The following is a 26,466-nucleotide window of genomic DNA, read 5'->3' as shown; positions in this document are numbered from 1 at the left end:
CCCATGACCGCGCAGACCATCCTCACGATCATCCTGAACTTTCGCACGCCTGCCATGACGCTGCGCTCTGCCGAAGCAGCGTTGGAGGAAATGGAAGATCTGCCCGGCGAAGTGCTGATAATCGACAATGGATCGGGCGATGGCTCTTTTGAGGCCCTGCGGGCCGGGGCCACAGCGCGTGGCTGGCTGGACAGTGGTCGCCTGCGCATCGAGGCCTCACCCGTCAACGGCGGCTTTGGCGCGGGCATGAACATCGGGTTTCGCGCGCGGCTTTCGGATGGGTCGCGCCCCGATTTCTATTACCTCCTGAACTCAGATGCCTTTCCCGAGAAGGACTGCATTCGCAGATTGCGGGACTTTCTACTGAATGCGCCGGGTGCGGGGCTGGCGGGGTCGTATGTGCATGGCGAAGACGGCACGCCCCATTGCACGCTGTTTCGCTTTCCGACCATCGCGAGCGAGTTTGAAGGGGCCGCGCGCACCGGTGTGATCTCCCGCCTGTTAAAACACGCCATCGTGCCGCTGGAGATCCCGGATGACGCACAACAAGTGGATTGGACCGCCGGGGCCAGCATGATGATCCGCCGCGAGGTCATCGAGGCCATCGGCGGCTTTGACGAGACGTTTTTTCTATACTTCGAGGAAACCGAACTCTGCCACCGCGCCGCACGTGCGGGCTGGCGGACGCATTACATCCCACACAGCACCGTTGCCCATGTGGGGTCGGCCTCAACCGGCATGAAGACATGGGCGCGCACACCGGAGTTCTGGCTGGACTCGCGGTTGCATTATTTCACGCAAACCCACGGTCCGATCTATGCGATTGGCGCGACCCTTGCACGGCTGCTGGGCGGTGCGGTTTACGGACTGCGCCGGCTGACCTCCGGCAAGCCCCGCGCCGATGCGCCCCATTTTCATCGCGACCTGCTGCGTCATCATTTCAAACGGCTGCTGCGCCCCCTGCCCGCGCCAAACCCGGCCCGGCCATTTGCGTCCGACGCCGTTCTGGAGGAACACAAGTCATGACATTTTCAACCGTCGTCATTGGCAATGAATCCCTGCTGATCGGGTGTAGCGAGGCTTTGCTGACACGTGGTCACGAGATCCGGGCTGTGGTCAGCGAAAGTGCCGAAATCACCTCCTGGGCCGCATCCAAAGGGCTGCAGGTTCTTACTGCCCCGCGTGACATCGAGGGCGAATTTGATTGGCTGTTGTCGATTGCCAACCTGCGGGTATTGCCCGAAACAGTGATTGCCAAGGCCCGCCGCGGGGCGGTGAATTTCCACGATGGCCCGCTGCCTGAACGCGCAGGTCTGAACACCCCCAACTGGGCCATTCTCGAAGGTGCTGCGGAACATGGCATCACATGGCACATGATCGAGGGTGGTGTGGACGAAGGCGATATCCTCGCCCAGCGCCGTTTCGCGGTCTCTGAGGATGACACCGCCTTTAGCCTCAACTCGAAATGTTATGGCGCAGCCCTTGATAGCTTTGCCGACGTGCTCGACCAATTGGAGCGCGGCACCCTCAACCGCCAGCCGCAGGATCTGAGCCAGCGCCACTACCACGCCCGCGCGGATCGCCCGGAGGCCGCCGGGGCCTTGCGCTTTGACCGCCCGGTTGCGGAGCTGCTGCGCGTTGTCCGTGGTCTGGATATGGGCGGCTATTGGAACCCGCTGACCACTGCAAAGATCCGCTTGGCCGATCAATTCGTTGCGGTTGGTCAGGCGCATCCCGCTGAAGGCGCAGGCGCAGCGGGAGAGATCCTCGCCGTCACGAGTGACGACGTCACCATTGCCTGCGCCGATGGGGCCATTCGGCTCGGGACGCTGACAACCTTGTCTGGCACGCCCCTCAGCCTGCGTGACATTCTGCGCGCTGGCGATGTGCTGCCTGCTCTTGCCGAGAGTGACATCAACGCGCTGGAAAATGCGGCACAAACCAGCCAGACGCCCGAAGCCTACTGGCGGCGCGCGTTGTCCGGCATGCGGCCCCTGCCGGTCCCATTGCACACTGCTGAACAGGGTGATGCGCAAACCGCCGATATCACACTGCCTGCGCAGTGCCCGCCCGCAACATTGGCTGCGGCTGCGCTTGCATGGGTGTTGTGCAGTCTGGGCGAGACCGAGGGGTCAATCGCGCTCAGCCTGCCCACGCTACAGTCTGCGGCAAAGTCCGGGCTGATGGCCGATTGGGTGCCCCTCAATGCCCAAACGCAGGAGACATTCTCGACCCTTGCGACCCGTGCCGAGGCGGTTCTGACCCGAGCGGAAGATCAGGGTGGTTTTGCAACGGACCTGATCCTGCGCGCGCCAGAGATTTCTGTGCAGGCCCCTCCGGCGGTTGTCTTGTGTCTGGGTACCGACAGCGTGCCGGACCACGCCCAACTGGCACTGATCCAGTCTGGGGATCGCGTGCAGCTACAGTCCCGGCATCTGTCCCAAGAGGCGCTGTCCCTGCTGGCGGCACGCCTCGAATGCCTGTTGGCGGCACTGCCCGCACAGGCAGACACTGCGCTTTCAGCCCTGCCCATGCTGCCCGACACCGAACGCCAGCAGATGCTGGAGCAATGGAATGCAACCGACGCGGATTATCCGGCAGATCAGACCATTCATGCCGCGTTCGAGGCTCAGGTGGCGCGAACACCGGACGCAACGGCCCTCGTTTTTGAAGATCAACACCTGAGTTATGCTGCGCTGAACCAGCGCGCCAATGCGCTGGCCCGGCACCTGCAAGAGCAAGGCGTGAAACCCGGCAGCCACGTCGGCGTCTATTTGCGCCGCTCGATGGATCTGGTAGTGGCAACGCTTGGTATTCTGAAGGCAGGCGCGGCCTATGTCCCGCTTGATCCGGCCTATCCGGGTGATCGTATCGCGCATTATATCACCGACAGTCAGGCCTCGGTCATTGTCACCCATGCAGCACTGGCGCCGGATCTGCCCGACAGCAGCGCGCACCCCCTGCATCTCGACACGCTCGACCTCAGCACGCCAACCGAACCCGTCAGCGAAGGCACCGGCGCGGATCTGGCCTATCTGATCTATACCTCCGGCTCGACCGGCCTGCCCAAGGGCGTGATGGTGCGGCACCGCAATGTCGCCAATTTCTTCGCCGCCATGGATGCGCGTATCCCGCATCAGGTCGGCAACACCTGGCTCGCCGTCACCAGCCTGTCGTTCGACATTTCCGTGCTGGAGCTGTTCTGGACGCTGGCGCGCGGCTTCAAACTGGTGCTCTCCAGCGATGAAAGCCGTCTGCAACTCTCAAATGGCCCCATTGCGCTCAGTGATCGCAAGATGGACTTTAACCTCTATTATTGGGGCAACGACGACGGCGCGGGCGAGAAGAAATACGAACTGCTCCTTGAGGGGGCGAAATTTGCCGACGCCCATGGCTTTAACGCGGTCTGGACGCCGGAGCGGCATTTCCACGCCTTTGGTGGCCCCTATCCGAACCCGTCGGTCACGGGCGCTGCTGTCGCCGCCGTGACCCGCAACATCGGTGTGCGCGCAGGCTCTTGTGTGGCCCCTCTCCACCACCCGGCCCGCATTGCCGAAGAATGGGCGGTGATCGACAACCTCACCGGCGGGCGCGCGGGCATCGGGTTTGCCTCGGGCTGGCAGCCGGACGACTTTATCCTGCGGCCAGAGAACACGCCGCCGGCCAACAAACCCGCGTTGTTCGAAGCGCTTGAGACCGTGCGCAAACTCTGGCGCGGCGAAGAGGTGGGTTTTCCGCGCAAGGATGGCGGCCTCCATTCGGTGGTAACACAGCCGCGCCCGGTTTCAGACGAGCTTGCCGTCTGGGTCACCACGGCGGGCAACCCGGACACATGGCGCGAGGCGGGGCGCGTGGGGGCCAATGTGCTCACGCATCTGTTAGGCCAGAGTATCGATGAGGTCGGCGACAAAATCGCGCTCTATCACGCCGCATTGCGCGAGGCGGGGCATGACCCGGCCGATTTCACCGTCACCCTCATGCTGCACACCTATCTGGCTGACACCCGCGAGGCCGCCCGCGAGGTGGCGCGCGAGCCGATGAAAGACTACCTGCGCTCTGCTGCGGGGCTCATCAAGCAATACGCCTGGGCCTTCCCCGCATTCAAGAGACCCAAGGGAGTCGACAACCCGTTCGAGATGGATCTGGGCAGCCTCAGCACCGAGGAACTTGAAGCAATCCTGGATTTTGCCTTTGAGCGCTATTTCGAGGACTCCGGCCTGTTCGGCACCGTTGAGGACGCCGTGGCGCGGGTCGAAGACCTCAAACGCATTGGCGTGGATGAGGTGGCCTGCCTGATCGACTACGGCATCGCGCCGCATGTGGTGCTGGAGGGTCTGAAACCCCTCGCCGACGTACTGCGCCGCGCCAATCGCGTACAGGAACTGGCAGCGGATGATTTCTCGCTTGCGGCCCAGATCGTGCGCCACGGCGTCACGCATATGCAATGCACCCCCTCGATGGCGCGGATGATCGCCACCGATGCGGACGCAGGCCCGGTGCTGGCGCGCTTGCAGCACCTGCTGGTAGGAGGTGAGGCCCTGCCCGGCGATTTGGTGAACGCCCTGCGCAATCAGACCCGCGCGACGCTTCATAATATGTACGGCCCGACCGAGACGACGATCTGGTCCACGGTCGAAACCCTTGACGGGACGCCGCAGGGGGTCGCGCCCATCGGCACGCCTGTTGCCAATACCACCGTCTATGTCCTCGACGGCACGGACCAGCCGGTCCCGATCGGGGCCGCGGGTGAGCTGTGCATCGGCGGCGCGGGTGTGACCGCTGGCTACTGGCAGCGCGCGGACCTCACGGCAGAGCGTTTCCCGGCTGATCCCTTCAGGGCCGGTCAGCAGATGTATCGCACCGGCGATCTCGTGCGCTGGCGCGCGGATGGCACGCTGGAGTTCCTCGGCCGTACCGACCATCAGGTCAAGATCCGCGGCCAACGGATCGAACTCGGTGAAATCGAGGCCGCCCTGTCCGCGATGGATGGCGTGACAGCCGCCGTGGTCATCCCGCGCAAGATCGGCACGGACGAGCGTCTGGTCGGCTATGTGACCGCCTCTGCGCCGTTTTCCGAAGCGCAGGCCAAGGCCCATCTGGCGCGACATCTGTCAGAGGTCATGGTGCCTGCACATATCGTGACGCTTGAGGCGTTCCCGCTGACCCCGAACAAGAAGATCGACCGCAAGGCGCTGCCCGACCCGCAACCGGCCCGGTCCGGCCCCCGCCCGGTGGCGGCGGCGCCACACTCGCATACGCAGGCGCAAATCGCCGGGATCTGGCAAAAGCTCCTTGGCGTAGACGACGTGGCGCAGGGCGACAACTTCTTCGCCCTTGGCGGCCATTCCCTGCTCGCAGTTCAGGCGCACCGCGACATCCGCAGCGCGCTCGCCGTCGACCGGCTGTCCATCACCGACATCTTCCGCTTTCCCACTCTTGATGGGCTGGCGGATCACATCGAATATCTTGCAAACGGTGCCACAGCCGCACAAAATGATCCCCCAAGCTCCGTTGCCGCCCCCGCCGGGCGCGCAGAGACCATGTCAAAACGGCGCGCGATGCGTGCCAACCGCAAGGCCAAATCCGGATGACGCAGGCGCAACAGGATACCTCCGATCTCGGCTCCGACCGGCTGTCGCTGCTGCGGTCGCTGCTCTCGAAAGCGGTCGCCATCGGCAGCGCCGATCCGCAGGGCCCGCTGCCGGCCCCCTTCCCCGAAGAACGCGCCTGCCTGTCTGCCAACGCGGTGGACAAGCGCCGCCGGGAATTTGCCGCCGGTCGCGCCGCCGCCCATCAGGCGATGCGCGCGTTGAACCGGGAGCCCGCCCCCATCCTGATCGGCCCGAAACGCGCGCCCCTCTGGCCCGCGGGGGTGTCGGGCAGCATCACCCATTGCCGCAGCTGCGCGCTTGCGGCCATTGCCCGCCACAGCACCCATCCCGGTCTCGGCATCGATGTGGAGGAAGACACGCCGCTCTCCGCCGATCTCTGGCCTTCCATCGCCAATGCGACCGAACGCGACTGGCTCGCCCGGCACCCAAACCCGGGTCAAGCGGGCAAGCTGCTGTTCTCCGCCAAGGAAGCAGCCTACAAGGCGCAATACGCCATTTCGCAGCGGTTCTTCGGCTTTGACGGGCTGGACCTGACGTTTGTTGACGGGGCGACTGGTGCGGGCGGGTTCACCGCAACCTTCACAGGCGAACAGCCCCCCTTTCGCGCCGGCGCCCGGCTGCAGGGGCGATTTGCCATCGGATGCGGCGTCATCATCACCGCGGTCGAAATCCTGAACAACGAGCCCTGCACATGATGTCCGTGCTGAGGCGCCTTCCCCGCCGTGCCCTGCTGGCCGCCACGGCGCTTATTCCGGTCGGTCTCCTGGGGATCTGGGGGTTCACCTCCGCACGGCCCGCGCCGCAGGACCTGCCTGCGCTGGAGGCGCCAGAGGCCCCCTTGCGGGTGTACCACCTGGGGCATTCCCTCGTCGGACAGAACATCCCGCATCTCCTGGCGCAGTTTGCCGGTGAGGGCCATCGCTACAACATGCAACGCGGATCCGGCACCTCCCTGCGGGCTCATTGGGAAGACTCCGAACCCATTCTCGATTTCGATGCCGTCAACAGGGCTCCGGTCTGGCGCGATCCCAAAGAGGCGCTGGCCGCAGGCGAATACGACGCCGTGATCCTGACCGAGATGGTCGAACTGCGCGATGCGCTTGATTACTTTGACGGCGCAAAATACCTGCATCGCTGGGCCAGCCTGGCCCGCTCCGCCAACCCGGACGTGCGGCTCTATCTCTACGAGACCTGGCATCGTCTGGATGATCCCGTGGGCTGGCTGGAGCGGATTGACAGCGATCTCGACACGCTCTGGCTCGGCCGGCTGACCGCGACGGACACCCGCAGCCGCCCCGAGACAGCGCCGATCTATCTGATCCCGGGCGGGCAGGTCCTGGCCGCTGTGGTGCGCGCCGCCGAGGCGGGACAGATCCCCGGTCTCGACCAGCGCGCGCAGCTCTTTGCCCGCGCAGCCGATGGCAGCCTCGACCAGATCCACCTCAGCCCGCTTGGGGACTATATCATCGCGCTGACCCACTATGCCGTGCTGTACCACCGGTCGCCGGAGGGTCTGCCACATCAGGTCACGCTCTTTGATGGCACCGCCGTCTCTGCCCTCGGTGCCGAGGGCGCAGCCAGGGTGCAGGCGCTGGTCTGGGAAGTCGTCACCCGCCTGCCCCGCACCGGCGTGCAGCCTGCGGTGACGGTGCCGCCAACCGAGGACCCGGAGACATGAGCGCCACCGACCTGCTCAGTGCTGTCATCATGATTGGCCATTCGCTGATCGGACCGGAAAATCCACGCATGCTGCAACAGCTGCTGGCGGCCGGACAGGACGGCAGACCGGTTGTGGAATACCAGATCATCAATGGCGCGCCTCTGCGCTACAACTGGGAACACGCAGACAAGGCGCAGGGGATCAACGCGCGCGACCGCTTGGCCACGGCGCCCGTCGATGCGCTGATCGTGACCGAAGCGGTGCCGCTCGCCAATCATCTGCGCTGGAGCAATACCGAACAGGCGGTGGTGAATTTCTACTCCCTCGCCGCCGAGAGCAATCCCGAGGTGACCCTCTATGTCCAGGAGGGCTGGCACAGCCTGCTGAGCGGCAGCGGCGAGGAGGTGCCTTTCGACGATGGCGGGGATGTTCCCTGGCGAGACCGGCTCGACAATGATTTGCCGCGCTGGCAGGGCATCGTCGACAAGGTCGCAGCCCGCACCGGAGGCGATATTCGTCTGCTGCCGACGGGTCAGGCGCTTGGCCGTCTGGCGGATGCGATCGAGGCCGGGACCGTGCCCGGGCTGCGCAGCATTCAGGACGTGTTCTCCGACGACATCCATCCAAACGACATCGGGTTCTACTACCTCGCGCTGGTGCAATACGCGGTCCTGACCGGGTCGCCGCCGGACGGGTTGCCACATGTCCTGCAGACGGAATGGGGCACTTCCTACACCGCGCCCTCACCGGAGCTGGCGCAACGGTTGCAGGAACTCGCCGCAAATGCCGCGGTCGACGCCCCCCAGCGCACGGCCCTGCCGCCCGATCCGGTGGCATTGCCGAGCGATCCGATCCCGGTTGCGCTCAACGCCGCGCCCGACCGCTTTGACATGGCAGGGCCGCGCCCGGAAGTCCGCCAGCAGCCCGTTGCGATGAACCTGGCGGCCCTGCGTGACTGGAGCCCGCAGGCGCCCTTTCTGGATCATTTCAAAACCGCACGCAGCTGGATCGGCCATCTGCCGGGGCGCTGGGGCGGGGTGACCGAACAAGAGCTGCGCGCGGCCGGCTATCTCGATCCACACGGCTGGCCGCTGGCCATTCCGCCCGAACTGGGTTCGATCGGCACGGTGCTGCTGACCGATCTGCCGCCAACGGCCACGGGCCTTGCCGGGCGCTATGTGCTGCGGTTTGACGGTGACGGCATCGTCGAAGTGGGCGGTCGCGCCACCCAGGTGCGCTATGGCAAAGGCGAGGTCTCTTTTGACTTCACCCCCGGCGAAGGCGCGGTCGACATCCGCATTCAGCGCAGCGACCGCGAAGGCACCGGCGATTATGTCCGCAATATCACCGTGGTACGCGAAGAGGATCTGGACGCCTTTGCCCGGGGCGCCCTGTTCAACCCCGACTGGCTCGACAAGATCGAAGGCTTTGCGGCGCTGCGGTTCATGGACTGGATGGAGACCAACAACTCCGGCCAGGTGGGCTGGGAAGACCGCCCGCGCGTCGCCGATTACACCTGGACCCGCAAGGGGGTTCCCGCCGAGGTGCTGGTGACGCTTGCCAACCGGATCGGCGCGGATGCCTGGTTTACCCTGCCGCATAAGGTCGATGACACTTATGTGCGCAACTTCGCCGAGCTTGTGCACGGGGGGCTGGACGAAGACCTCACCGCCTATGTGGAGTATTCCAACGAGGTCTGGAACTGGCAGTTCCAGCAGGCGCAATGGGCGGATGATCAGGCCCGCGACGCCTGGGGCAGCGATGGGCTCTGGCTTCAGTACTACGCCGGCCGGGCAAGCGACATCGCGGCGATCTGGACCGAGGTCTTTTCGGACGGGCGCGCCGATGCTGACCTGTCGCACCGGCTGGTGCGGGTGATCTCCACCCAGACCGGCTGGCTCGGTCTGGAGGACCAGATCCTGACCGCGCCCATCTGGACCGCCGAGGATCCCGCGCGTCAGGCGCCCTACCACAGCTTTGATGCCTATGCGGTAACCGGCTATTTCGGCGCGTTCCTGGGCACCCAGGACCATGCCCCGATGGTCCGCGCCTGGATCGCCGACAGTCTGGATCGCGCGCGTCAGGCGGCTGCGGAACAGGGGCTTCGGGGCGGGGCGGCCCGCGATTATGTCGCGGCGCATCGCTTTGACGTTGCCGTGTCACAGGCTGCGGCCGAATTACAGGATGGGCTGAACGCGGCGCAATCGGAGGGAACGCTCGACGATCTGCTGACCCGCGTCCTGCCCTACCACGCGGAGGTTGCACGGGAACACGACCTCGACCTCATCATGTATGAGGGCGGCACCCATGTCGTCGGTCACGGGCCGCTGGTCGATGATGACATGCTGACCGAGTTTTTCGTCCACCTGAACTACACGGCGGAAATGGCCGAATTGTACCGCCGGCTCCTGAACGCCTGGCCGGATCTTGGCGGCACGCTGTTCGGGGCCTATTCGGATGTCTCCGTCGCGGGGCGTTGGGGCAGCTGGGGCGCCTTGCGCACGCTGTCAGACAGCAACCCGCGCTGGGACGTGCTGGAGGCGGCCAAGTGAACCATCTGCTGTCGGTCTTGATTCCGGCCCACAACGAGGCGGACTATATCGCAAGCTGCCTGGCGGCGCTCTTTGCCTCCGAACCGCTCCCTGCCGATGTCAATGTCGAGGTTCTGGTGCTGGCAAATGGCTGCACGGACGAGACCGCCAACCGCGCCCGCGCCTGCACACCGCCCCCCGGCTGGGCGCTGCATGTGCTGGAACTGGCCAAAGGCGACAAGCTGGCCGCCCTGAACCAGGGCGATGCCCAAGCACTGGGCGATATGCTTGTCTATCTGGACGCCGATGTGACCGTCGACCCTGCCCTCCTGCCGCAGATCGCCCTGAGCCTGCACCGGGTGACCGGGCCCGCCTACAGGGGCGGATCCCCCCGGGTCGCGGCGGCCCAGAGCATCGTCACGCGCGCCTATGCCAGGGTCTGGCAAAACCTGCCCTTCGTACAGGAAGGGGTGCCCGGTTTTGGGGTGTTTGCGATGAACCGCGCCGGGCGGCAACGCTGGGAACACTGGCCCGCGATCATCTCGGACGACACCTTCGCCCGGCTCCAGTTCACGCCGCAGGAACGTCAGCGCCTTTCGGCTGGCTATGCCTGGCCCATGGTCGAGGGGTTTCGCAATCTGGTGCGCGTCCGGCGGCGGCAGGATCAGGGCGTCGCGGAAATCTCCCGCCGGTTCCCTGATCTCTTGCGCAACGATGACAAGGTCCCGGTCACGTTGCCTCGGCTGCTTCGGATCGCGGGGCGCCACCCTGTTGGATTACTCGTCTATCTTGCGGTGGCCGTGGCCGTCCGCTCGCCGCTTTTTGCCAATCGCTCCAACTGGGAGCGGGGACGCTAGCGCGCTCTTCAGACGCTGCCCACCGGCATCGGGCACCACGCCTCAGGCGTCTGCCTTGATCGCCTCGGCAAAATGCGCGGCCAGCTTGCCTGCTTCATGATCGATGTCATGGCGTTGCAACACCCGCTCCCGTGCGGCGCGGCCGAGGCGTTCCAACCCGCTGTGCGGTGTGTTGGCCAGATCCACCAGCGCCTGCGCCAGCGCATCGACATCCCCCGCAGGCACCAGCCAGCCGGTCTCTCCCGGCTGCACCAGCTCGGGCGTGCCGGCGACATAAGTGGCCAGCACCGGGCGCGCGGAGGCCATCGCCTCCATGATCACCATCGGCAGCCCCTCTGCAAACGAGGGCATGACCAGCGCATGCACCGCCTCCAGCTGCGCCCGGACCTCCGCCTCGGTGAGCCAGCCGGTGAGTGTCACATGCGCAGACAGATCGAGACGCGCGATCTCGGCTTCCAGCGCGCCGCGCATCTCGCCGTCGCCCACCAGCGCCAGATGCAGGTCCGGGACCTGCCGCACGGCGCGCGCCAAGGCCTGCACCAGCAACAACTGCCCCTTTTGTTCGACGAAACGGCCAATGCAGATCAGCCTGACCGGCCCCTCCGGCAGCGGCTTGGGCGCGGCAAAGCGGTCCGGTTCGATGCCACAATGGACCACCTTGATCCGCGACCAGGCGCCAAAGGACGCCCAGCGGCTCAACTGGCTGCGGCCAAAACTGGAGATCGCCACGGCAAACCGGGCCCGGTCGACCTTCTGTCCCAGCGCAAGCCCATGGGGCGCGTCGAATTCCTCCGGCCCATGGGTGGTGAAACTGTAGCCCGGCCCCCCCAGTGCATGCGCCAGCATGGAAACCGTGGTGGCATTGGTGCCGAAATGGGCGTGGATATGCGTGCAGCGCTGCCGGTCGCAGATCCGGCGCACCATCGCCGCTTCGAGCAGATAGATGAGGGCACGCCCCCGCGCCCCGCTGATGTGCCCCAGTCGCAACGCCAGCCGGACCGCGCGCCAGCAGCGCTGCGGCGCGCGCGGAACATAGGCCAGAAACGCCCACAGCAGACGCGCCGCCCCGAACCGCAGGACATAGTGGCACCGCTCCGCTTCTGCGCGGTCCCCGGGGTCCGTCAGCTCCTGCGTCCCCGGGCGCATCGGCAGGCGCACCACCTCGATGCCGCGGCGCTCCAGCGCATGGATCTCACGCCGAATGAAGCTCTGGGAGGGCTGCGGATAGGTGTTCAGCACATATGCAATCTTCACACGTCGGTCTTTCCTTGCCTGTCTTCCGGCCAAGACTACGCGTTTGCCCGGGTTTTGCCCAGCGCCACGACCCGCGACGGGCGGCAAAAAAGATCAGCGTCCTAGCACTTTAGCACAGAACCCCGCCGGATGGCCGCATCGCAATTGACCTCGCCCGCCGCGCCGCCTAGCCTGCAGCCGATCCGCAACCACATGCTCTGGACCTCCATGAAAACCGCCTTGACTGGCCAAAGCCTGATGGCACGTGTCGTGAGATCGACCTCGTGGATCATCCTCGGTTTCGGCACCGGGCAGGTGTTACGCCTCGCCTCCAATCTTGCCCTGACCCGGCTGCTCTTTCCCGAAGCCTTCGGCCTGATGGCGCTGGTCACCGTGATCATCATCGGGCTGTCGCTGTTTTCCGACATGGGCGTGTCCAATGCGATCGCGCAGAACCCGCGCGGCGACGATCCTGATTTCCTCGACTCCGCCTGGACCGTGCAGATTTGCCGCGGCGGGCTCCTCTGGGTGCTGACCGGTGTGCTCGCCCTGCCGGCGGCGGCCTTCTACAACGCGGACGAACTGGCCTATTGCCTGCCCATTGCCGGTTTCAGCCTGGCCCTGCAGGGGTTCACCCCAACCCGGGTGGAAACCGCCTATCGCCACCTCATGGTCGGGCGGGTGACCGCAATAACCTTGGCGGCGCAGGTGTTCGGCATCGCCAGCATGGTCGCCCTCGCGATCCTGACCCAGTCGGTCGTCGCGCTGGCCATCGGCAGCGTCCTGCAGGAAGCGGCCCGTCTCGCCCTGGCGCATCTGGCGCTGCCCGGACGCAAGAACCAGTTTCGCTGGGAGCCCGCCGCCACCAAGGAACTGATTGGAATGGGCAAGTGGATCTTCCTGTCCACCGCCTGCTTTTTCCTGACCACCCAGGGCGACCGCGCCATTCTCGGCAAATATCTGACACTCGAGGCGATGGGGATCTACAACATCGCCTTCTTCCTTGCCAGCTTTCCCGTGCAGCTGGGTCAGGACGTCAATCAGCGTCTGATGATCCCGGTCTATCGCGACAAACCCGCGCGCGAGAACCCGCACAACCGGCGAAAACAGCGACAGCTGCGGTTTGTCCTGACCGCGGGTATCCTGTCCATGCTGTGGCTGATGGCCTGGATCGGTCCCTGGCTTGTCGACCTGCTCTATGATGCGCGTTATGACGACGCCGGTGCGATCATCGTGCTTCTTGCCGCCAGCCTGGCGCCCTCGATCATCGTGCTGACCTATGACCGCGCCGCGCTGGCCGCCGGCAATACCAAAGGGTTCTTTTTCTACACCGCCACACGGGCCATGCTGCAGACGGCGCTGTTTCTCCTCGGGGTGACGCAGTTCGGCCTGATCGGCGGTATCGCAGCGCTCGGGCTCGCCGTGGTCTTCTCCTACCCGGTTCTGATGCGCCATACCCGCCCCTATGCCGCACAGGATCCGCTGCACGATATCGGCTTTCTGTCGGCAAGCCTGATCATCTGCGGCGGCGCATTGGCCTATCACTGGGATCAGATCAGTTCGGTTCTGCTTCAGATGTAGCGCCTGTCGGGAGGCTCGCCGCAACGCGCCACATACCCCTTCTGCCCGGCAACCCCGGGCACCGTCGCATCAGACCGGATCAATTGGCGAGTGTCAGGTCTTGGGCGCAGCCCGGGCCACAGCGGTGCGCGCCCGCAGCAACCGCGTCAGCAGCCCGCGACGGCGGGGCTCCAGCACGGGGATGGAGACCACAGGCGACAGGCCGGTTTCGCGCGTCATCTGCGCACTGGTCCGCAGCACCGGGTGACGCAGATCCAGCAGGAATGCGACCACAACCCCAAGGATGAGGCTCACCAGCCCGCCTTTCAGCGCTGTTGCCTTGCGCCCGCTCCCCACCGCGTAATCCGGCAGCGAAGCGGCCTCGATCACGGTCAGCCGTTCGCCCTGGCGCGACGCCTCAAGACGAAAGCCCACCTCGGCCTCGGCCCGCCGCTGCGTCATGATCTCCAGCTCGGATTGCATCTGCTCCATGCGACGGTCGTAATTGGCCAGTTGGCGATCCACTTCCGGCGTCAGTTCCAATGACGCCTCAAGCACCTCGCGCCGCTCTTCCAGCAGCCGGCGTTGCGCCTCGAGCGCTTCCTGCTTGGCTTCTGTTTCGGCCTGGATCCGGCGGGCATACCCCTCGCGCTGCGTTGCGACCGCCTCTTCCGCGGCCTTGCGCATCTGGATCTCTTCGCGCGCCAGCTCCAGCAGGCTCTCGTTGATCGCCGCGATCTCGGCACCGCGCATCTCGATCGCGCCCGGCAGGGTCACGGCATTGGCATACCGGAAATCCGCCACTTCCTCTTCCAGCGCCGCGATCCGGTCGATCAGCGCTTTTTCCTTCTCGGTAAAGAAGGTCAGCGTTTCCTGCGCCTGCTCCAGCCGGGTGGATTGGCTCAGCGCGATCGTGCGCCGCGAAAACTCGCGCGCAACCGCCTGGGCCTGCTCCCGCGTCGGCATCACCGCAGTGATCGTCAGAACCGAGATCGCGCCGTCATCCGACATGCCTTCGCGCGCCGCTGCCGTGCCGGTCAGGGTCACCGACTGGCGCACCAGCGGTACGATTTCGGACGCCAGCAACCCCGGGCGATCCGCATAGAGGTTCAGCTGGTCAACGATTTCGAGAATGGTGCCCCGCGCCATCAGACGCTGCTCGATCAGCTGGATGCGCCTGGCGGACGACCCGTCGACGGTAGAGCGCGCCAATTCACCAGCGATCTTGGGCCGGGTGATCTGGATCACCTCGGTGCTGGAATAGACCTGTTCCTGCGACAGCGCGATCCAGAGCGATGCCACACACCCCAGGAACGTGACCAGCAGGATCACCCCCGCGCGGCGGCGCAGAAGATCCAGAAAGTCCGAGAGTGAATAAATCGAAGCCATGGGTCCGTGTTTCTAATGTTCGCATTCAAAGCCGCCGCAAGCCCGGCTGCGGGTATGCCGTGTGTGTGTTCAGTCCGTACTGTTCAATCCGTCGCCGTTGCGCGCCCGGTTCAGGACCACGCCCAGCAGCTGGGTGTGACCCGCCAGCATTTTCTCGCAGGCGCGCAGATGGCGCGCTGTCGTCTGCTCTGCATCCGAGACCAGCAGCACCCCATCGACCTGCGGCAGAAAGGCGGCCACGTCGTCGTTCTGAAGCACCGGCGGCATGTCAAACAGCACGACATCGGCGCAGGTGCGGCGGATCATGTCGGTTATCGTCGCGGCGCAGGTCGCTTCGTGCAGCACTTCGGCGGCATTATAAAAGGCGGAGGTGTTCAGCCCCAGTGCCAGACTGTCGCCGGCCGCAACCAGATGATCCTCCAGCCGCAATTCGCCGCGCAGAAACCCGGGCATATCCCCGCTGTAGAGCGCCGCGCGCTCCAGGCCCAGCGACTTGGCCACCCCCGGGTTGCGCAGGTTCATATCCATCAGCACCGTGCGGCTGCCGGGCACGCGTGCCAGACTGAGAGCCAGGTTGGCCGCGGTGAAACTGGCACCACATTTGGCGGTCGGGGCACAGATCGCCACGCGTTTCCACCCGTGGTCGCGCAAGGTGTGCAACATCCGGGTCCGCAGCAGGTCAAAAGCGCGCGCGGTGGGCGAGGTGCGAAAGTAATCCACCAGCGGCAACCGGCTGCGGCGCCGGCCCAGCCCGGTGATCTCCACCTGACGCATGACAAGCCAGGGATCCGGCAACGGGGCCGGCAAGGCGGGCTCCTGCTCGATCTGGAAGATCGGGGGGATGCTGCGCTCCGGCGGCGGCATGACAGACGGCTGTGGCGCCGGCTTGGCGGCCGATTGTGGCCGTTTGGGCACCACTTTCGCGGGCGGGCTGTCGTCGTCTTTGGTGTTGACCGGCTCTGACAGCGCAGCCGCCTCCCGTGGCGGGGTCGCGGGCGCTGCGTCGCTCGGCGCCGCAACCGGGTCCTGTTGGATGTCCGGTGCGCCCTGATCCGCAGGCAGGTCCTGTGCAGGAGAAACCCGCGACGCGTCCGACCGCAAAGGATCGGCCGCAGGCGTGTCCTCACGCTTGCGGCGTCGCCGAAATTTCTTGAACCCCTGGTCCGTCATCTGCTCGCTACTATCCTGTTCTCCACCGAATGTGGGTACTGATCGTTGGCTATTGTGATCAAGACTATCTTTCACGCAACACCTTTACGATTTCACCTACATTTCACGACACTGCGCCAAAACGCCCCTGCGCGAGACCCGCTCAGCACCCGGTGCGGCGCAGAATGACGGGCAGCGTCATGATCAGGATGTGCAGATCGCGGACCAGCGACACCTCACGGCAATAGGCCTCGTCGATCACGGCCCGCTGGCGGAAACTGGTGGCATTGCGGTCCCCCACCTGCCACGGGCCGGTGATCCCCGGACGCAGCGTGTAATAGCTGTCGGGCTTGCCATAGAGCGACAGCTGGTCGACCATCATCGGCCGCGCGCCAACCAGGCTCATGTCGCCGGTCAACACGTTCCAAAGCTGTGGCAGCTCATCCAGAGAGGTCGCGCGCAGGAAACGTCCGACACGGGTAATCCGCGGATCATCCTGCAGCTTCTGGGTCTCGTCCCATTCACGGCGCAGCGCGGGATCCTCGCGCAGCACCCGCTCCAGCATGCCTTCGGCGTCGCGCACCATGGTCCGGAGCTTCAGGATATGGAACACCCGCCCGCCCTGGCCGATCCGCTTCTGCCGATAGAACGGCAGCCCACCCTCGACCCACAGGGCCAAGGCGCAGATGATCACCAGCGGCAGGACAAATGGCAGCCCAAGCAGCACGATGGTGACGTCCAGCACGCGTTTGCCGAACTTCACGTAGACGCCATGGTCATAGTCATAGGATGCGTCCCGGAATGCCGAGGCCAGCGCCATATCCGGCAAGTCCCCGACCCCTGCAACTGCGACCGCCCCACGATCCAGCGTTTTCATAGTCTAACCCCCAATATAACTCGCACACGGTCGTGGCCTGGATCAGGCGACAAGCGATACTCTTTAAACCCCTTGAGCATCATCCCGTCTGGTCCATCTGCTCCCCATGCGATGGACCGCTGTGATCGACAGTGCGCCAGAAGCACATTCGTGCCTCCAAACTCTGTCTATAAACTTACTGTATTTGACAAAAAATCGATGTAAATCTGATCGAAGGGTTACCAACCCCTACCTTTTGGCGCTTCCTACGCCGTTCGGGGAAACAGTCCAACCCTTCCGCCGAAATTGTATACGAAAGAGCATCAGCGCGATCCTTTCTTGCCACACAGAATCAGGATCAGCGATGTGAACGGCGCAGGAATCAAGGCGATTTTGTGGCGGCGCTGCGATAGCTTCCGGGACTCTGGTCGGTCCAGCGGCGGAACGCATCGTTAAAGCTGCTGAGGCTCGAATAGCCGAGCAGGAAGGAGATCTCGGACAGCGATTTCTCGTTCTGCCGCAGGTAGCGCAACGCCAGCGATTTGCGCACGCCCTCCAGAATGGCAAAGAAACTGGTGCCCTCGCTGGCGAGTTTGCGCGACAGCGTCCGCTGGCTCATGTCCAGCAGCTCCGCGACCTTGGCGAGGCTGGCCTCTCCGTCCGACATGCCGTCCATGATCAGCCGTTCCACGGTAATCGACAGGGAATTCTGGGCCAGCGTGTCAACGCGTTCCAGCAGTTCCGCATGCTCCATGAGCAGGCGCAGCAAGCCCGGGTCGGCGCTTTGCAGGGGCTGATCCAGGTCGCGCTCGCGATAGCAAATCCGGTTCACCCGCGCCCGATACCCCGGCGCCACGCCGAGAGCAGAACGGGCCACCTGGGCTGGGACATGTTCCGAATGCATGAAGTCCACCTGCACCGGTGACACCTGCCCACCGCTCAGATCCTTGAGCGTGCGGATCAGGAACGCGGCGGTGAACTCGCTCCAGTGCCGCAAATTCAATTGCCCCTGGGCGCCGTAGTCCCACTGCAGATCCGCATATCCCGCGGCGGGTCCAAATGGCGCGCCCGGAAGGATGATCCGGAATTGCCCGCTCAGGCGGGTGAGAGTCTGAAGCGCTTGTCGCAGCGTCGAGGAGGCCCCGATGGCATATCCGGTCAGCCCCGCGTCGCGCAGGGCGCAAGCCCGCGCCAGCGTGTAGCCGATGTCCGGCGCGGCGAGCAGGTCTTCGGCCGCGTCCAGCACCATGGCGTGTTCATGGACGGGCAAGGCCTGCACCACAGCGGACCCGCGATCGGAAGACGTGGCCTCCTGCTGCAACGATGCGAGTACATTGTGCCCCTTGCCCGCCGCGTATCGTGCAAGCAGCGCGATGAAGGGCCCCCCGTTTGGGGCAAAGACATCACTCATGACACGCCTCCCGCAGGTCGGGAGATCCCGCATCGCGGATGAGGTGTACTCAGGCCGCCGAGCTTGTTTCGACGCTTGTCCAATACGGCAGTTCTTCCCATTGCTGGACCTCACACAGACGCATCTCCTAGAAATTAAGATGCGTTAACACATTTCAAAAACTTACATAGTCCATAGAGCCGCAGAGCAGGAAAAGATCCCAACTGTTGCGCAGAAGGCAAAGTTTCGCGCTCTGATTGCGGGACCTTCGGGCACCCATGCTACGCTTATTTCGTCCGGCAGCGGGATCTAGCCTCAGGTTACCCAAAACTCTAAAATTTTCAGCAATGCATTGGTCTAATTCAGCGAACCAAAGGTATAGTCAGACTAAACCGAGGATTGTGACGCCCTGCGATTGTGTTTTTTCAAAAAACGCGGCATCAGTACCGGCAAAGTTCCAGATGCCCGGGGTCGCTCATGTCCGCCACACCGCCCACCTCACCTTGGATCGCCTTTGATCCCCACCACAGCCCGCCACGCGCCTGGACGATCAACGGCGATCAGCTGAATGTGGCGGCAACGGAGGTGTCCGACCTCGACGCCGCGCTGGCGCTTGCCCCCGGCGCGCCGCTGATCACCTGCGGCGCAGAGGGCGCGCAGGCGGTGCCGGTCCCGGCCAAACCGGCTGATCTGCCCGCCCGTGCAACCGCGCATGCAAGCGGGCGTGTCCGGAGCATGCCGCCGCTGTCGCAGGCGCAGCCGGATCTGCGCCTCACCGGATCGGTCTGCCGCATCGATGGTTTTCTCAGCCTAAACCCGTCTTGGGATGGTGTGATCTGTGTGCCGGGCCCCGTTGCCACCGATTGGGTCCTGATCAGCGCTTCGGAAATCGTGAGCTTCGTCAGTTTTGCAAGCTGGCCGATGATTGCCAGCATGTGCCCCGCGGCACAGCCGGGGGACGCGGCTGATGTTGCCGCGCTGACCGAGCCGCTGCAGGATGTGCTGTCCAAACCGGAAACCCTGGCCTTGCGCCTGGCGGAAATTCGATCCCAGCAGGCTGCCGCGCGGCTCTCCGACGCCGCTGCGCTGGGACGGACCTGGGGTGCGGTACTCGGCGCCGAACTGGCCGCTGCAAGGTCCTATTGGCTGGGGCAGAACATGGCCCTGATCGCCACCCCAGACTTTGCCGCGCCCTACCTCAAAGCCTTCGAAAGCCAGTATATCCCGGTGACACAGGCCGACGAGGCGCGCATGACGCTGGCTGGCCTGGTGCGCGCCTATCATCGCACCACCTGACGCGGGGCACTCCCTTCGGACCTAATGGTGCGCCCCCTGTGCGCGGCACGCCGCCCCAGGGCGCGACCGATACGATGTCGGCTATGGTCGCGCTCGGGGCAGACCCAGGCGCGGCCAGACCAGTGGTGACAGGCGGAATGGCGCGCTCTCAGGCCTCGCGCTGGCCCTGCTCGGCCATGGCATAACGAGTGCCCGGTGCAGGTGGGGTCTCCGGCGGTCCGGCGAAACACTGCGCCTGCGCCATCCAGGCACCCGCGGTGGCGCCGGTCACGCGCAATCCGGTATCCGCCAGATTGCGGACTTGCGTCACCACCTGCGCAAACTCCACCGCCTGCCCCTCGATCCGATTGGCCTCATCTGGCGCATTCCAGCTCCAGACCTCTCCCGATGGCGCTTCCAGACGCACCTGGGGCGGCACCGGCGGCACCTCCTGTCCCCGCACCTGAAAGCTCCAGCCGAAGGTGACAACACCCAGATGCACGATATTCCGGATCCGATCGCTTTCGGGACGTGTCGCCCCCAGCAGGTCAAAGATCGCCTGCCCATGCGCCCAGGTTTCCATCTGGCGCGCGGTGACCGCGCTCAGGGCGCTCATGTCCGGCCCGACCCAGCACACCCTGGATTTCGGATCCGCCTGCGCAAAGGCATCGGCGAGCTGTTCGCTGCCCTGCATCCAGGCCTCAAACAGCGCCGCCCCGCCAAGCCCGTTCAACCAAGGCCGCTGCAAGCTCAGAATGCTCCGCCCCGCATCCAGCCGCTCCAGCGCCGGTCCCATCATGGTGTGAAACGCCGACGGCCCCTCCAGCGCGGCGGCAGCCGCGGCGTTGAAGAAATGCAGATGACCAAGCACGTCCTCGACGGTCCAGCCCTTGAACTGGGTCTGCATGCCATAGATCTCTTGCGGCTGGCGAGCGATACAGGCCGCCAGCACACGGCTTTCTTCGCGAAAATCCTCGGCTTGCCTCATTGCCCCTCCCGATAGGTGTCAGCCCGTTGCCGCCCTACCCTCAACAGCGACGCGAATCCTTGCAAGGTGCCGTGTGACTGGTGACGCAACGGAAACAATGGGCATGCCGCCGCCGCACCGTCGAGAATGCGACCCCCAAAAAGGGCGATTTTGTATAAAAATTGAGAAAATTTGGAGGCACCCTCCCCCGCCTTTCTATTCTGGCGCCATGCGGTCAGCCAGTGCCACCCGTCCCGGTATGAGGGAGCGGTATGCTGGCCCCCGTGTGGTGGAAGTGAGTAAATCAGATTTGAGGGGATGGTGGCCATGACATGGTTCTCATTTGGCTGGGGGAAATCCTACAGCTTTGGCGGAAAGTCGCATTTCGGGGGCAAGTTCAGCAGCTGGAACAATCACGGCTGGAACTACGACGCGTGGTCCGGCTGCGGCGGACGCGCGAAATCCTGGCGCGATCACGATGATGACGACAGGGATGACGACAAATTCGGCTGGCACTTCGGACGCGGCAAGCATCAGCGCGACGACGACGATGACGACGGGCGCGACTGCGACGATGATGATCGCGGCGGACGCTGGGGGCGCCATCGTGACCGGGACGACGATGACGACCGTGGCGGACGTGGTCACAAATGGTGGGACCGCGACGATGACGACGACCGCGGCGGACGTGGACACCGATGGTGGGACCGCGACGACGACGATGATCGCGGCGGACGCGGGCACAGATGGTGGGACCGCGACGACGATGACCGTGGCGGCTGCGGTCGGGATGACGACGACGACGATGATGACGGCGGCGACACGGGCGGTGATACTGGCGGTGATACGGGGGGCGACACCGGTGGTGACACAGGTGGCGACGGTGGCAAGGTCACCATCGACTTCACCCTCGGCGACAGCCAACAGCTGACCTTTGAGGTCAGCCAGACCGAGCAGGGTCAGCTGTTCTTCAAGGTGGTGCCAACCTCCTGGGACAGCGAAGAGACCGACATCGACGGCATCTTCATGAACCTGACAGATGACGAAACCGCCGAAGGGTTGAACATTCACCCCGATGACAACGCGATCCCGCTGACCAATACGGAGGTCGATCCCAACGCGGTGAACTCCCTGGCAGATGGCACCACCCTGTCGGAGACCTTCGACATCGGGCTTCAGTTCGGCCAGACGCCCGACAGCACCGACGGCTATGTCGACAACCTGTCCTTCACGCTGTGGTCCGACAATGGCCCGCTGTCGCTGGAAGACGTCGACCTGAGCCGCATCGCGCTTGTTACCGGTCTGGACAGCGACTCTCCCGAGGTCATCGTCGGCGGCTACGACGATCCGGACACGTCCGAAGATGAGACGGCCAACCTCGACGACGTCATGGCGCTCATGTCGCAGGAGGTTTCGGAAGAGGACGACACCACCGCAGAAGAAGAAGAAGAAGAAGAACTGCTCGAAATGGTCTGACCCGAGCACGGTCCGACACAGGCTTTGGGGCGCTCGCGGGCGCCCCATTTGCATTTGCGCGGCAGGCGCCGTGCCCCGTGCCCTCCGACATGAAACCCGCGCCTAGGGCAGCGGGTCGGTCCGGAACAGGCGCACCTTCAGCCCCCCATGGGCGATCGGCGCGCCCAGCGGCAGAAAGGGCAGTCCCGTCGCCCTCGCCAGCTGGGTGTCGCTGGTCACCAGCCCGACACGCCAGCCGGAGAACCGGGTTTTCAGAACCTCGCCCAGCGCGCCATAGACCGCATAGAGCTGTTTCTTGTTGCCGATCCGCGCGCCGTAGGGCGGGTTGACGATGACCAGTCCCGTCGGCCCCTCCGGGCGCTCAAGGTCGCTCATCGCCGCATGGCCAAAGCGACACAGGTCCGACACGCCCGCGCGCTCTGCGTTTTGCGTTGCCATCTCCACCGCCCCTGCGTTGCGATCAGATCCATGGTGGCGCAGCTCGGAATGCCGCGGCGCGGGCAACTGCGCCTTGAGCGCCTGCCAGACGTCGGCATCAAAATTGGCAAGCCGCTCGAAGGCAAACGGCCGCCCCCGCCCCGGAGCCAGACCACGCGCGATCTCTGCCGCCTCGATCACAAAGGTGCCGGAGCCGCACATCGGGTCCAGCACCGGCTCCTGGCCGTCATAGCCACAGGCCCGCAGCATCAGCGCCGCCAGGGTTTCCCGCATCGGCGCCTTGCCCACCGCGACCTTGTGGCCGCGCTTGTGCAGCCCCTCGCCAGAGGTATCGACGCTGAAGATGCAGGTATTGTCGTCGATCCGGACCTTCACCGTCACCGGCTCGGCCTGATCCCCCTCGCCGGCGATCGGCGCGCCCAGCTCCTCGGTGATTGCGGTCTCGATCCGCTGGGTGGCAGCGCCGGCGTGATAGATCTTGGATTTCCGGTTTGTGACCACCTCGACCCGGACCGGCACATCCGGCCGCAGCACCTCGCCCCAGGGGAATTTGCGCGCGCGTTTGTCCAGCTGCGCCAGATGAAACGCCCGAAAGGACCCGATCCGGGCCAGCACGCGTGTTGCCCCCCGCAAATACAGGTTGGCACGATACACATCCTGCCAGGTCCCCTCAAAGGCAACCCCGCCGGGCACCTGCCGGGGATTGGCAAATCCGGCCGCGCGGGCCTCCTGGCACAGGGGTGTTTCCAACCCGGGCGGGGCGATGAGGAATATTTCAAACGGAGCATCTGAGGTCATGACGGCTCTCTTAGCCGGAATCACGGCGCTTCAACATCCCAAAAAACCGGCCGCAACACGGAGTGGCAAAGCGGCGTCTGGTCCGTAAAACCCCGCGACCGGCGGATTACCGCGGGTCAACGGCGCGGCGCAGGTTGAAAAAAATCACATTTATTTTCAGCGCCCTACAAGATTACTAAAAAATTAGTTTGACAATTCCCCGCCATCAGTGAACCCTCTTTGCCAGTTGGATGCGCAAAAAACATCCGACCTTACAGACTTTAGGGAGGAGAAAGATGCGGAAGTATCTTTTGACCGCAGTTGCAGCTGGTGCTGTGATTGCGGCAACGGGTTCGTATGCCGATGAGGCAGCAGCCCAGAAATGGATCGACGAGGAGTTTCAACCCTCGGTCCTGACCAAGGACGAACAGCTTGCAGAGATGCAGTGGTTCATCAAAGCTGCCGAGCCCTATGCGGGCATGGAGATCAACGTGCTCTCCGAAGGCATCCCGACGCACAGCTACGAATCCGAAGTGCTGACCAAGGCGTTCGAGGAAATCACCGGCATCAAGGTGAACCACCAGATCCTCGGCGAGGGCGAAGTGGTTCAGGCGGTGCAGACCCAGATGCAGACCAAGCGGAACCTCTATGACGCCTATGTCAACGATTCCGACCTGATCGGCACCCACTCGCGCCTGCAGCTCGCCTACAACCTCAGCGACATGATGGAAGGCGAGTTCAAGGATGTGACCAACCCCGGTCTCGACCTTGACGATTTCATGGGCACCCAGTTCACCACGGGCCCGGATGGCGACCTCTACCAGCTGCCCGACCAGCAGTTCGCCAACCTCTACTGGTTCCGCAAGGACTGGTTCGACCGCGAAGACCTGAAGGCGGCCTTCAAGGAGAAATACGGCTACGAGCTGGGCGTTCCTGTCAACTGGTCCGCCTATGAGGACATCGCCGAGTTCTTCTCCGAGGACGTGAAGGAAATCGACGGCACCGCGATCTATGGCCATATGGACTACGGCAAACGTGCGCCGGACCTGGGCTGGCGGATGACCGATGCCTGGCTCTCCATGGCCGGTGCGGGCTCCAAGGGTGAGCCGAACGGTGTTCCGATCGACGAATGGGGCATCCGCATGGAAGAAGGCACCTGCAACCCGGTGGGCGCAAGCGTCACCCGCGGTGGGGCTGCCAACGGTCCGGCGGCGGTCTACGCGATCCGCAAGTGGGACGAATGGCTGCGCAAATACGCGCCTCCGGGTGCCGCGTCTTATGACTTCTACCAGTCCCTGCCGGCACTGGCCCAAGGCAACGTCGCGCAGCAGATCTTCTGGTACACCGCCTTCACCGCCGACATGGTGAAGCCGAAGTCCGAAGGCAACAACACCGTCGACGACAACGGCACGCCGCTGTGGCGGATGGCGCCCAGCCCGCATGGCCCCTACTGGGAAGAAGGCCAGAAGGTCGGCTATCAGGACGTGGGCTCCTGGACCTTCCTCAACTCCACCCCGATCGACCGCGCACAGGCAGCCTGGCTCTATGCGCAGTTCGTGGTGTCGAAAACCGTCGACGTGAAGAAGTCCCATGTGGGTCTGACCTTCATCCGCGACAGCTCCGTCAACCACGAGAGCTTCACCGAACGGTCCGAAAAACTCGGCGGTCTGGTGGAATTCTACCGTTCGCCTGATCGCACCGCATGGTCCCCGACCGGCATCAACGTGCCGGACTATCCCAAGCTGGCGCAAATCTGGTGGCAGCAGATCGGTGACGTGAACTCCGGTGCCTTCACCCCGCAGGAAGCGATGGACCGTCTGGCGCAGGAAATGGACATCACCATGTCCCGCATGCAGCGCGCTGACGAACAGGCAAATGTCTACGGTGGCTGTGGCCCGCGTCTGAACGAAGAAAAAGACGCGGAGTGGTGGTACGCCAATGGCGGCGCCAAGCCGAAGCTGGAGAACGAAAAGCCGCAAGGCCAGACCGTGAACTACGACGAGCTGGTCGCCCGCTGGGCCGCGAACTGATCTCCCTGGGGTCCTTCCCCTGACTGCCGGGCCTGATCATCGGGCCCGGCCCCACCTGCCCCGGCTGTTCGGCCTCTCTGCAACAGCGGCCCGCCGGCCGGGGTTTTTCCTTCGAACCTCTCGAAACACAGATTGCCCCGCGCACGCCCTCGACGTGAGCGCAGGGCCGGAAAGTTCCAAACCACCATGGCACTCGAACTCAGATCCGTGACCAAGCGCGTGGGCGGTGATCTCCATATCAAGGAGACGTCCCTGACGCTCGAACCCGGTCACTTCAACGTCCTTCTGGGCGCCACCGGGTCGGGAAAGACCTCTCTTATCAAGATGATGGCCGGGCTTGACCCGATTGCCTCCGGTTCTGTCCTGATGGACGGGCAGGATGTGACCAGCCTCAGCACGCAAAAGCGCAACATCAGCCTCGTGCATCAGTTCTTCATCAACTATCCGCATATGACGGTCTACGACAACATCGCCTCGCCGCTGAAGGTTGCCGGCATGGCCAAGTCGGAGCTGGACGACCGCGTGCAGGAAGCCGCAAAGATCCTGCAACTGACCCCGATGCTGCACCGCCGCCCGCATGAGCTTTCTGGTGGCCAGCAGCAGCGCACCGCGCTGGCGCGCGCCATCGCCAAGGAAAGCCGGGCGGTGTTCCTGGATGAGCCGCTGGCGAACCTCGACTATAAACTTCGCGAGGAGCTGCGCGACCAGCTGCCCGAACTCTTTGCCGGTCGTGGTGCCGTGGTGGTCTATGCCACCTCCGAACCCGAAGAGGCGCTGCTTCTGGGCGGCAAGACCGCCCTGATGCGCGACGGGCGCGTGACGCAATTTGGCCCCACCGCCGAGATCTATCGCAACCCCGAAAACGTGGAGGCCGCGCGGGTGTTCTCCGATCCGCCGATCAACACCGCCACCATCACCAAGCAGGGATCTGAGGCCCGTCTGGGCGCGGATGTCAGCTGGACTCTCGACGGTGCGGCGGCCGGATTGCAGGATGGCACCTACACGATCGCCATTCGCCCGCACCACGTGGTGCCGGTGGCCGAGGCCGCCGGTCTGGTCAAGCTCAACGGCCGGGTGCAGGTGACCGAGCTTTCGGGCTCCGAAAGCTCCGCGCATTTCGACCTTGCCGCCTCCGGGCAGGAGACCTCCTGGGTGTCGCTCAGCCATGGCGTGCACCCCTACGAGGTCGGCGAACTGCATGATTTCTATATGGATCCCCGGGCGGCTTATGTCTTTGCCCCCGACGGCTCCCGCGTGGCGTGAGGC

At 64.5% G+C, this 26,466-nt stretch carries 18 protein-coding genes; 11 read left to right on the top strand and 7 right to left on the bottom strand.

The genetic code is table 11. The features are described from left to right. Nucleotides 1-3 precede the first annotated feature (3 nt). Genes MHM88_RS14045 through MHM88_RS14020 form a run of 6 tightly spaced genes read left to right on the top strand, consistent with a single transcriptional unit; the run spans nt 4 to nt 10,660 of the window. A complete protein-coding gene (locus MHM88_RS14045) occupies nt 4-1,026 on the top strand; it encodes a glycosyltransferase family 2 protein (protein ID WP_239366281.1) in 1,023 nt (340 codons plus the stop codon). Further along, the gene (locus tag MHM88_RS14040) at nt 1,023-5,591 is read left to right on the top strand and encodes a MupA/Atu3671 family FMN-dependent luciferase-like monooxygenase (RefSeq protein ID WP_239366278.1); all 4,569 of its coding nucleotides are present in this window, start codon (nt 1,023-1,025) and stop codon (nt 5,589-5,591) included. Before MHM88_RS14045 ends, MHM88_RS14040 begins: the two co-directional genes overlap by 4 nt. Next, a complete protein-coding gene (locus MHM88_RS14035) occupies nt 5,588-6,307 on the top strand; it encodes a 4'-phosphopantetheinyl transferase (protein ID WP_239366275.1) in 720 nt (239 codons plus the stop codon). Before MHM88_RS14040 ends, MHM88_RS14035 begins: the two co-directional genes overlap by 4 nt. Then, nucleotides 6,304-7,290, top strand: coding sequence for a hypothetical protein (locus tag MHM88_RS14030; RefSeq protein ID WP_239366263.1), 987 nt, complete (start codon nt 6,304-6,306; stop codon nt 7,288-7,290). Before MHM88_RS14035 ends, MHM88_RS14030 begins: the two co-directional genes overlap by 4 nt. Continuing rightward, complete coding sequence (locus tag MHM88_RS14025) at nt 7,287-9,824, top strand: hypothetical protein (RefSeq protein ID WP_239366260.1); 2,538 nt, start codon at nt 7,287-7,289, stop codon at nt 9,822-9,824. The genes MHM88_RS14030 and MHM88_RS14025 overlap by 4 nt, the downstream gene beginning before the upstream one ends. Further along, a complete protein-coding gene (locus MHM88_RS14020) occupies nt 9,821-10,660 on the top strand; it encodes a glycosyltransferase (protein ID WP_239366257.1) in 840 nt (279 codons plus the stop codon). Before MHM88_RS14025 ends, MHM88_RS14020 begins: the two co-directional genes overlap by 4 nt. 42 nt (nt 10,661-10,702) lie before the next feature. Here the strand turns inward: MHM88_RS14020 and MHM88_RS14015 are convergent, their stop codons facing one another. Continuing rightward, the gene (locus MHM88_RS14015; RefSeq protein ID WP_239366254.1) at nt 10,703-11,914 is read right to left on the bottom strand and encodes a glycosyltransferase family 4 protein; all 1,212 of its coding nucleotides are present in this window, start codon (nt 11,912-11,914) and stop codon (nt 10,703-10,705) included. A 207-nt stretch (nt 11,915-12,121) separates the two neighbouring features. On the opposite strand from MHM88_RS14015, the gene MHM88_RS14010 reads away from it, so the two are divergent. Then, nucleotides 12,122-13,474, top strand: coding sequence for an oligosaccharide flippase family protein (locus tag MHM88_RS14010; RefSeq protein ID WP_239367080.1), 1,353 nt, complete (start codon nt 12,122-12,124; stop codon nt 13,472-13,474). Nucleotides 13,475-13,567: 93 nt separating this feature from the next. On the opposite strand, the gene MHM88_RS14005 is transcribed toward MHM88_RS14010, so the two are convergent. The 4 genes from MHM88_RS14005 to MHM88_RS13990 form a co-directional block, all read right to left on the bottom strand. Then, nucleotides 13,568-14,842: a DUF874 domain-containing protein gene (locus tag MHM88_RS14005; protein WP_239366251.1), complete on the bottom strand. Its 1,275-nt coding sequence runs from the start codon at nt 14,840-14,842 to the stop codon at nt 13,568-13,570. A 69-nt stretch (nt 14,843-14,911) separates the two neighbouring features. After that, entirely contained in the window at nt 14,912-16,012 is a 1,101-nt protein-coding gene (locus MHM88_RS14000; RefSeq protein ID WP_239366248.1) for a CpsD/CapB family tyrosine-protein kinase, read from the bottom strand. Between the two features lie 142 nt (nt 16,013-16,154). Next, nucleotides 16,155-16,868: a sugar transferase gene (locus MHM88_RS13995; RefSeq protein ID WP_239323227.1), complete on the bottom strand. Its 714-nt coding sequence runs from the start codon at nt 16,866-16,868 to the stop codon at nt 16,155-16,157. Between the two features lie 361 nt (nt 16,869-17,229). Further along, nucleotides 17,230-18,258: an AraC family transcriptional regulator gene (locus MHM88_RS13990; RefSeq protein ID WP_239366245.1), complete on the bottom strand. Its 1,029-nt coding sequence runs from the start codon at nt 18,256-18,258 to the stop codon at nt 17,230-17,232. Nucleotides 18,259-18,714: 456 nt separating this feature from the next. Here MHM88_RS13990 and MHM88_RS13985 point away from each other — a divergent pair, with 456 nt between their 5' ends. Further along, nucleotides 18,715-19,533: a 2-dehydro-3-deoxygalactonokinase gene (locus MHM88_RS13985; RefSeq protein ID WP_239366242.1), complete on the top strand. Its 819-nt coding sequence runs from the start codon at nt 18,715-18,717 to the stop codon at nt 19,531-19,533. Nucleotides 19,534-19,681: 148 nt separating this feature from the next. Here the strand turns inward: MHM88_RS13985 and MHM88_RS13980 are convergent, their stop codons facing one another. After that, a complete protein-coding gene (locus MHM88_RS13980) occupies nt 19,682-20,500 on the bottom strand; it encodes a TIGR03084 family metal-binding protein (RefSeq protein ID WP_239366239.1) in 819 nt (272 codons plus the stop codon). 306 nt (nt 20,501-20,806) lie between these two features. On the opposite strand from MHM88_RS13980, the gene MHM88_RS13975 reads away from it, so the two are divergent. Continuing rightward, nucleotides 20,807-21,955 (top strand): hypothetical protein, encoded by a 1,149-nt coding sequence (locus MHM88_RS13975; RefSeq protein ID WP_239366236.1) that lies wholly within the window; start codon nt 20,807-20,809, stop codon nt 21,953-21,955. 102 nt (nt 21,956-22,057) lie between these two features. Here MHM88_RS13975 and MHM88_RS13970 read toward each other — a convergent pair whose 3' ends face one another. After that, nucleotides 22,058-23,191 carry a class I SAM-dependent RNA methyltransferase gene (locus MHM88_RS13970; RefSeq protein ID WP_239366233.1) on the bottom strand — a complete coding sequence of 378 codons (1,134 nt, stop codon included), beginning with the start codon at nt 23,189-23,191 and terminating at the stop codon, nt 22,058-22,060. Nucleotides 23,192-23,466: 275 nt separating this feature from the next. On the opposite strand from MHM88_RS13970, the gene MHM88_RS13965 reads away from it, so the two are divergent. Further along, complete coding sequence (locus tag MHM88_RS13965) at nt 23,467-25,200, top strand: ABC transporter substrate-binding protein (protein ID WP_239323233.1); 1,734 nt, start codon at nt 23,467-23,469, stop codon at nt 25,198-25,200. A gap of 186 nt (nt 25,201-25,386) precedes the next feature. Further along, a complete protein-coding gene (locus MHM88_RS13960; protein WP_239323234.1) occupies nt 25,387-26,463 on the top strand; it encodes an ABC transporter ATP-binding protein in 1,077 nt (358 codons plus the stop codon). Nucleotides 26,464-26,466 lie beyond the last annotated feature (3 nt).

It is taken from the genome of Epibacterium sp. MM17-32, assembly GCF_022348205.1.
Classification (GTDB): domain Bacteria; phylum Pseudomonadota; class Alphaproteobacteria; order Rhodobacterales; family Rhodobacteraceae; genus Epibacterium.
Note: the sequence above shows the minus strand (reverse complement) of the source record. Positions and strands in the feature narration are given on the sequence as shown.